Source organism: Paraburkholderia humisilvae, assembly GCF_902859855.1.
GTDB classification, from domain to species: Bacteria; Pseudomonadota; Gammaproteobacteria; order Burkholderiales; family Burkholderiaceae; genus Paraburkholderia; species Paraburkholderia humisilvae.
In genome coordinates, this window is sequence record NZ_CADIKH010000152.1 from 1 (window position 1) to 6,467 (window position 6,467).

General features: G+C 60.6%; 3 protein-coding genes and 2 pseudogenes. 3 read left to right on the forward strand and 2 right to left on the reverse strand.

Translation table 11 applies throughout. From position 1 onward, the window contains the following. The first annotated feature begins 225 nt into the window (after nucleotides 1-225). Nucleotides 226-918, forward strand: a complete 693-nt coding sequence (locus HV796_RS39575) for a cytochrome b/b6 domain-containing protein (RefSeq protein WP_175233202.1) — start codon at nucleotides 226-228, stop codon at nucleotides 916-918. Between the two features lie 44 nt (nucleotides 919-962). Here HV796_RS39575 and HV796_RS39580 read toward each other — a convergent pair whose 3' ends face one another. Further along, the gene (locus tag HV796_RS39580) at nucleotides 963-1,424 is read right to left on the reverse strand and encodes a CHRD domain-containing protein (RefSeq protein WP_175233203.1); all 462 of its coding nucleotides are present in this window, start codon (nucleotides 1,422-1,424) and stop codon (nucleotides 963-965) included. Between the two features lie 1,230 nt (nucleotides 1,425-2,654). Here HV796_RS39580 and HV796_RS46205 point away from each other — a divergent pair. Both HV796_RS46205 and HV796_RS39585 read left to right on the forward strand, forming a co-directional pair. Continuing rightward, a pseudogene (locus tag HV796_RS46205) lies at nucleotides 2,655-2,789 on the forward strand (ESPR-type extended signal peptide-containing protein); the annotation flags it as partial. Nucleotides 2,790-3,269: 480 nt separating this feature from the next. Continuing rightward, nucleotides 3,270-5,765: a YadA family autotransporter adhesin gene (locus HV796_RS39585; protein ID WP_246356330.1), complete on the forward strand. Its 2,496-nt coding sequence runs from the start codon at nucleotides 3,270-3,272 to the stop codon at nucleotides 5,763-5,765. Between the two features lie 559 nt (nucleotides 5,766-6,324). Here HV796_RS39585 and HV796_RS39590 read toward each other — a convergent pair. Continuing rightward, nucleotides 6,325-6,467 (reverse strand): annotated as a pseudogene (locus HV796_RS39590) (IS630-like element ISCARN39 family transposase); the annotation flags it as partial.

The following is a 6,467-nucleotide window of genomic DNA, read 5'->3' on the forward strand; positions in this document are numbered from 1 at the left end:
CCTTCTCGAACCACGCCCGCTCATCCGCCTGTCGCTTGCCGGCCATTTCGCTCGCACACGAAACATAACGTGCACCAGGTTTCGCATCCGACTTGTGGGTAATTGCAAGCGTTGTGAGGCACTTACGCTTTTGGCGCACAACTTGTAAAATGAACCACGCTCCATTCTCGTAACGTGAGCGGCTTATAGCATGACGCTAGCTGCTTGCGGAGGGAAGCACGACACATGGATCCTGACGAACTTGCCAAACTGCACGTACAGCCTGTCTGCCGCTCGGTGCTGGTCTGGGATGCACCGGTGCGCCTGTTTCACTGGCTGGTGGTCGTGCTGGTCACGGCGGCCTATGTGACCTTGAAACTGAACTGGATCGACTGGCACGTCCGGGTCGGCGAGACACTGCTCGCGCTGGTTATTTTCCGCGTGCTATGGGGCTTTTCTGGAAGCGAGACCGCGCGCTTTCGCAGTTTCGTGGCGTCGCCCGCGGCTGCACTTCATCATCTGCGCCACCTGTTACGCCGCGAGCCGGATGAGCAGGTCGGCCACAATCCGGCCGGCGGCTGGATGGTCCTGCTGCTCCTCGCGTTGTTACTGGTCGAGACGTTGAGCGGGCTCTACGTCAACAACGACATCGCCGACGAAGGGCCGTTGAGTGAAGTGGTCCCCGCGTGGCTCGCCAATGCTATCTCGACACTGCACGGGCTCGTTTGGGACGTTCTGCTCGCCGCCGTAGCGCTCCATGTGCTCGTAATCGCTCTCTACGCAATAGCGAAGGGACATAACCTGCTGCGTCCGATGCTGACCGGCTACAAGCTGTTGCCCTCAGCCATCGGCTCGCCGCGGCAGACGTCAGCGCTGATGGCGCTGCTGCCGCTCGGCCTGGGCGCCGCCGTGGTGATGCTGCTCGCGGCTTTTCTCTAGGCTTGCCGCGAACCTGACCAAAGGGCGCCGCTTGCGTGGTTACGTCAGTTGCCCTTCGGCGGCACCACCTGGCCGCGGATCTCGCCGTTCGGATTGTTTTTGGTGTGAACGTTGATGTACATGTCACCGGCTTCGAACATCTTGACGTCGTCAGGAGATAGCGTAGCCTGGCCGCTGACCGGGCTCGTCATCTCCATGCTGCCCTTCTGGGAGAGCCAGACCCTCACGCCAGCGTTTTTGCCGGCCGGGGCGGGGCCGTGGAAATGGGCCATCGTGGCCTGACTCGACAATCCGCTGAAGCGGATGTTCCAGGTGACGACGTGCGTGTCGGGGTCGTACGTGAGGTCGGCGCTGCCGCTGCCCGGAGTCTGCACCGGCGGAACCTGCTGGGCACCCGTCAACGGCACCTGAAATGAGACCGGCGCCGCTTGCGCCCAAGTCAGCGTGCCAGCCAAGGCCAAGCCACCGAACGCCATGAAAGTGCGCCGCAAAATGGATCGTGACATCGTTTTCTCCTTTTGGAATTTGCCCTTGCTGAGCGGTAACCACTTACGACGAGTGCAGAACACGTCATTGGAGCCGGCCGCTGACAGCCAAAGGGGTGAAAAAAGAATAGACGCAAGCTGCCGGTAACACCAGGTGGGGGGGCCGGAAGCGCTTGACAAGCTCCGGTAGTGAGCTTGGACAATCACTCCGAAGGCCCACTGCATCGTCAAATGCCGGCTGGCCGCGACGTCGAAAAAACAGACCTTCGCATGATATGGCAATTGATCGTGATTGGCACCTGTTCTGGATCAAGATCGACATATACATCCAATCACATTGGATCGATCCGAAAGCAGAAATCCATGGCCGATAGCGGTCTGTATAGGCGGTTCTGGGCTGCAGACAGTCTATCCAACGCAGCGCTCTCCCCATGGAGGACATAGGTTATATCGCTACGCTTTACGTGTCGATTTTTCCCGTGGTTCCTATAAAGATTTGTTATAGGACGATGATTATAGGTCACTTCATTTTGCCCTCGATTCGGTGAGACTATCTAATTTGCACGAAACTGCTGTTGATCTGGAGTGTCACCTGACTCAGGGCGTGTCGCCTGACGAAATCGGTGGTTTAGCGCGAGGCATACCGGCGCCAAGCCAAAGCTGAAAGAAGAAAAACTGCATGCCAGGTTGGCGGATACGCGCAGGACCTGAATTTCCCGTACAAATTTTCGACGCGGCTTATAAACGGGATCAGGTGATCTCCATCAAACCCCTGGCTGTCGGTAGCATACAGAAGAGCCGGAGCCGCGCGAGGACGTTCAATCGGGTGCTGAATTGATCAAGCAAGGCCCGGGGACTCCACCTATTACACACAGTCGGCATCGACATGCAAACAATGTGGCGCGGCCATATTGCTGCGCACGTTAGCGTCGATCGCGAAACGGCTTGGGAACGTCTCCGGTTTATTCACAAAGCCTTCATGAAAATGATGTGCTGCGCCAGCTACCGGTGGATACTAAAAACTTGCTTTGTTATAAGGTTGATCATTTTAATTAGGCGAGTTTGTTATTAGGGTAAAAATATTGTACTTCATTATCATTCGGCGGGTAATGTAAATTACGCGATATTTTATTGACCAGGCTATCTCGTAAAGCTATATTCGACTCGTCAAACAGATATGCGGTGGAACCAGTTCGGGAAGATGCTTTTTATTTTATAGAATATGTAGGTATGCTAATTTAGGATGCAAAAATGAATAAATCATATCGCCTTGTTTGGAGCGAGAGGGCCGGTGCGTGGGCGGCAGTGGCAGAGACGGCCAAGGCGGGCAGACGGAAGTCACTGAGCACTCGTCGTCTGGTGGGCGCAAGTGCTGGCGCAGCGTTGCTGGTGGTTAGCGCTGGTACCGCGCTGGCGGGCGGGTTGGACGGTGGTACAAGCACTGGCTCCGCAAATGTCGCTTACGGACCTAATGCAGTCGTAACAGTTGACGCGGGGTCAAACGCAACGGCTATTGGCGAGGACGTGAAGGTCACCGCTAATGATGGAATTGCATTGGGTAACCAGATTGAAAATGATGCCGTACAGGGGATTGTAATTGGCAATAATGGTCTCTCAGCAGATTCTGCGTCGACAAATGTAATCCTGTTGGCCCCAAGCAGCGGCGCTGTTCAAAGCTCCGCTAATGCATTCGTGGTTGATCCCTACGGTACAGGGGGCGGCCGAGTCGCAGCGTCCGATTCGCCGGACGCCGTAAACATCCTTGGCACGGCGACAAATGCGTCCGGCAGTGTCACGGTGGGCAGCTTCGCGGTTTCTTCCGCTGCTGACACAGTTGTGGTAGGTGCGGGCTCAACTGCCACACAGGTGGGCGATGTCGCACTGGGCAACCAGGCGACAGTCACGTCGCTGAATTCGGTAGCGCTGGGCGCCAATTCGCAGGCGACGACAGCCGCGGTGCCGGTGACGGGCGACACGATTGCGGGCACGGCGTACACGTACGCGGGCAGTGCAAGCGGCGTGGTGAGCGTGGGCTCGGCCGGGAACGAACGGCAGATCACGAACGTGGCGCCGGGCCAGGTGCTGGGCACGAGCACGGATGCGGTCAACGGCTCGCAGCTGTACGCGACCAACACGGCGCTGAACGCTACCAGTGCGGCCCTGGATACGCTGTCCACTACGGTGGTGACGAACGTGTCGTCGCTGTCGACTGGTGTGGCTTCGCTCTCAACGGGGGTGTCCTCGCTCTCCACGGGCCTGGCCAGCGCGGTGATGTACGACGACGTCACGAAGTCACAGGTGACTCTGGGCGGAGCGGGGGCGACTGCCCCTGTGAAGCTGTCGAACGTGGCCGACGGGGTGAACGCGAATGACGCGGTGAACGTGGAGCAACTGAATGCGCTGTCGACCACGGTGGTGACGAACGTGTCGTCGCTGTCAACCGGTGTGTCGTCGCTCTCAACGGGTGTGGGTTCGCTTTCCACGGGTGTCTCCTCGCTCTCGACGGGCCTCTCGACGCTTGCTGCAGGGGCAGTGATGTATGACGACAGCACGAAGTCGCGAGTGACGCTGGGCGGAGTGGGTGCGACCGCACCGGTGAGGCTGTCGAACGTGGCTGATGGCGTGAGCGCGAATGACGCGGTGAACGTGGAGCAACTGTCGACGTCGATATCAAGTGTCAGGACGCACTACGTGAGCATCAACGACGGGGGCCTGGTGCTGGGTAACTACAACGGCGACGGCGCGAAGGCGCCGGGGGCGATTGCGATCGGACCGTCGGCGACGGCGAACGATCAGGGCGCGCTGGCGCTGGGTTTCGGCTCGACGGCGAGCGTGGGCGACACGGTGGCGCTGGGCGCCGGGGCGACGGCGAGCTCGATAAACTCGGTCGCGCTGGGGGCCAATTCGCAAGCCACCACGGCGGCCACAGCGGTGCCCGGGGCGACGATCGGCAACACGCTGTACACGGGCTTTGCGGGCAACGCGCCGGTGGGGGTGGTGAGCGTGGGCTCGGCGGGCGCGGAGCGGCAGATTACGAACGTGGCGGCCGGCTCGATCACGGCCAACAGCACCGACGCGATCAATGGCAGCGAGCTGTACTCGGTGGCCAATGGCCTGTCGAGCTCGATCGCGGGGGCGAAGACGCACTACGTGAGCGTGAACGACGGCGGCGTGCAAAAGGCGAACTACAACGACGACGGTGCGACAGGCGTCAACGCGATTGCGATCGGGCCGCAAGCCGCATCATCGGGTAATGGGGCGGTGGCGCTAGGAGAAGGCGCCGCGGCCAGCGATGATCTTGCCACCGCGGTGGGCTGGGGCGCGAGCGCCTCGGGTGTGGGAGCCAGCGCGCTGGGCAGTGCGGCACTTGCCAGTGGTAGTTTGGCCACGGCAGTGGGTAATAACGCGACAGCAAGCGGAAGCAACTCGGTGGCGCTGGGCACACACGCGGTTGCGAGTGAGGACAACTCGGTGGCGCTGGGGGCGGGCGCGGTGACGGGGGCGGCCACGGCGGTGAGCAGCGCGGCGGTGGGCGGCATCACGTACGGCGGGTTCGCGGGCAGCGCGCCGGCGGGGGTGGTGAGCGTAGGGTCGGTGGGCTTCGAGCGGCAGATCACGAACGTGGCGGCCGGGCAGATCGGGGCGAACAGCACGGATGCGATCAACGGCAGCCAGCTGTACTCGGTGGCCAGCGAGGTGGCGGCGCTCTCGACGGGGCTCTCCACGACCAACAGCAGCGTGGCGTCGCTGTCGACCTCGACGCAGGGCGGGCTGACCTCGCTGTCGACGGGGCTCTCGACGACGAACTCGACGGTGGCGGAGCTGAAGCGAGGCACCGCCGGGTTCGTGGCGGACGTGAAGGGAGACTGGACGGACCAGCCGACGGTGACGAAGGGGAGCAACTCGGCGGCGATCGGGGCGAATTCGAGCGACGGGGGCCGCAGCAACGTGGTGAGCGTGGGCACGCCAGGCGCGGAGCGGCAGATCACGAACGTGGCGGCGGGCACGCAGGCCACTGACGCGGTGAACGTGCAGCAGCTCAACCAGAGTGTCGCGCAGGGCGTGGGGCAGGCCAACAGCTACACCGACCAGCGTATCACCGATGTGAACCATGAAATCGACAGCTTGGCACGCGGAGCCTACGGCGGGATTGCCGCAGCGATGGCCATGCCGAACATGACACCATCGGGCCCTGGTCGTACGGTCGTCGCTGTAGGCGGGGCCAATTACAAGAGTGGCAACGCGGTCGCTGTAGGTGTGACGCACCGATCAGAGGACAGCCGCTGGTTGGTTAACGCAGGCTTTGCGGCGTCCAACGCCGGCGATATGGGGGTGCGCGCACAGGTCGGTTACGAGTGGTAGACATGCCTCGGCATACGAAAGATGCGGGTAGCGGCGAGGCGAGCCGGTACTCGCTGCAAAACTTCAAGGGCCGACGAACAAATAGCGGGAATTGTTATCGGGTGGCATGAAGTAGCGGAACTCAATGCAAGCTGCGCAATCGAGCAACCCTTTACAGGGCGATTCACGACGCGCTTCCATCTTCCGGATGATTCGCTGCAGTTGGCATAGTTGTCTGCCAAGATCCGGCCGATCGGTTCGCTGTCCATTTACGATGTCGGTGGTTTTGACATCCGTGTTGCCGCGCGACCAGCAACCCGAACGCCGGATTGACTGATTTCCAAACCCTAGAATGGCGGTATATGGCCCCAACCGTTGCCGCCGCGTCAGCTACCAAAAGGCGAGGACATAACCGAAGCCAAATCGCACTGTGTGCCAGGCACGATGGATGTTGATGCGCTCGAGTTAAGGCCGCCGCTCTGCAAGTTTGCGTCGACACTGATCGGTACGAAAAAATAAGCGGCCACAATCTGACTCGGAATATTACGAGTATCTATTGACCTTTCCATAAATCATGACGTCACCACAAGGTTGCCTGAATCCAGCACGCGACGATGATCGAAGGTCGGTGCTGAGCGCTTTTGAGCTTGTTGCGAGCGACGGTGTGCAACTCGTTGAGATTGTCGGGGCAGAAGTTCGCAATCGCGTGACGCTTGAGCCATG

What these genes read in the sequence shown, in the direction of transcription:
- HV796_RS39575 (WP_175233202.1), top strand. Translation starts at nt 226, where the DNA reads ATGGATCCTGACGAACTTGCCAAACTGCACGTACAGCCTGTCTGCCGC.
- HV796_RS39580 (WP_175233203.1), bottom strand. Translation starts at nt 1,424, where the DNA reads ATGTCACGATCCATTTTGCGGCGCACTTTCATGGCGTTCGGTGGCTTG.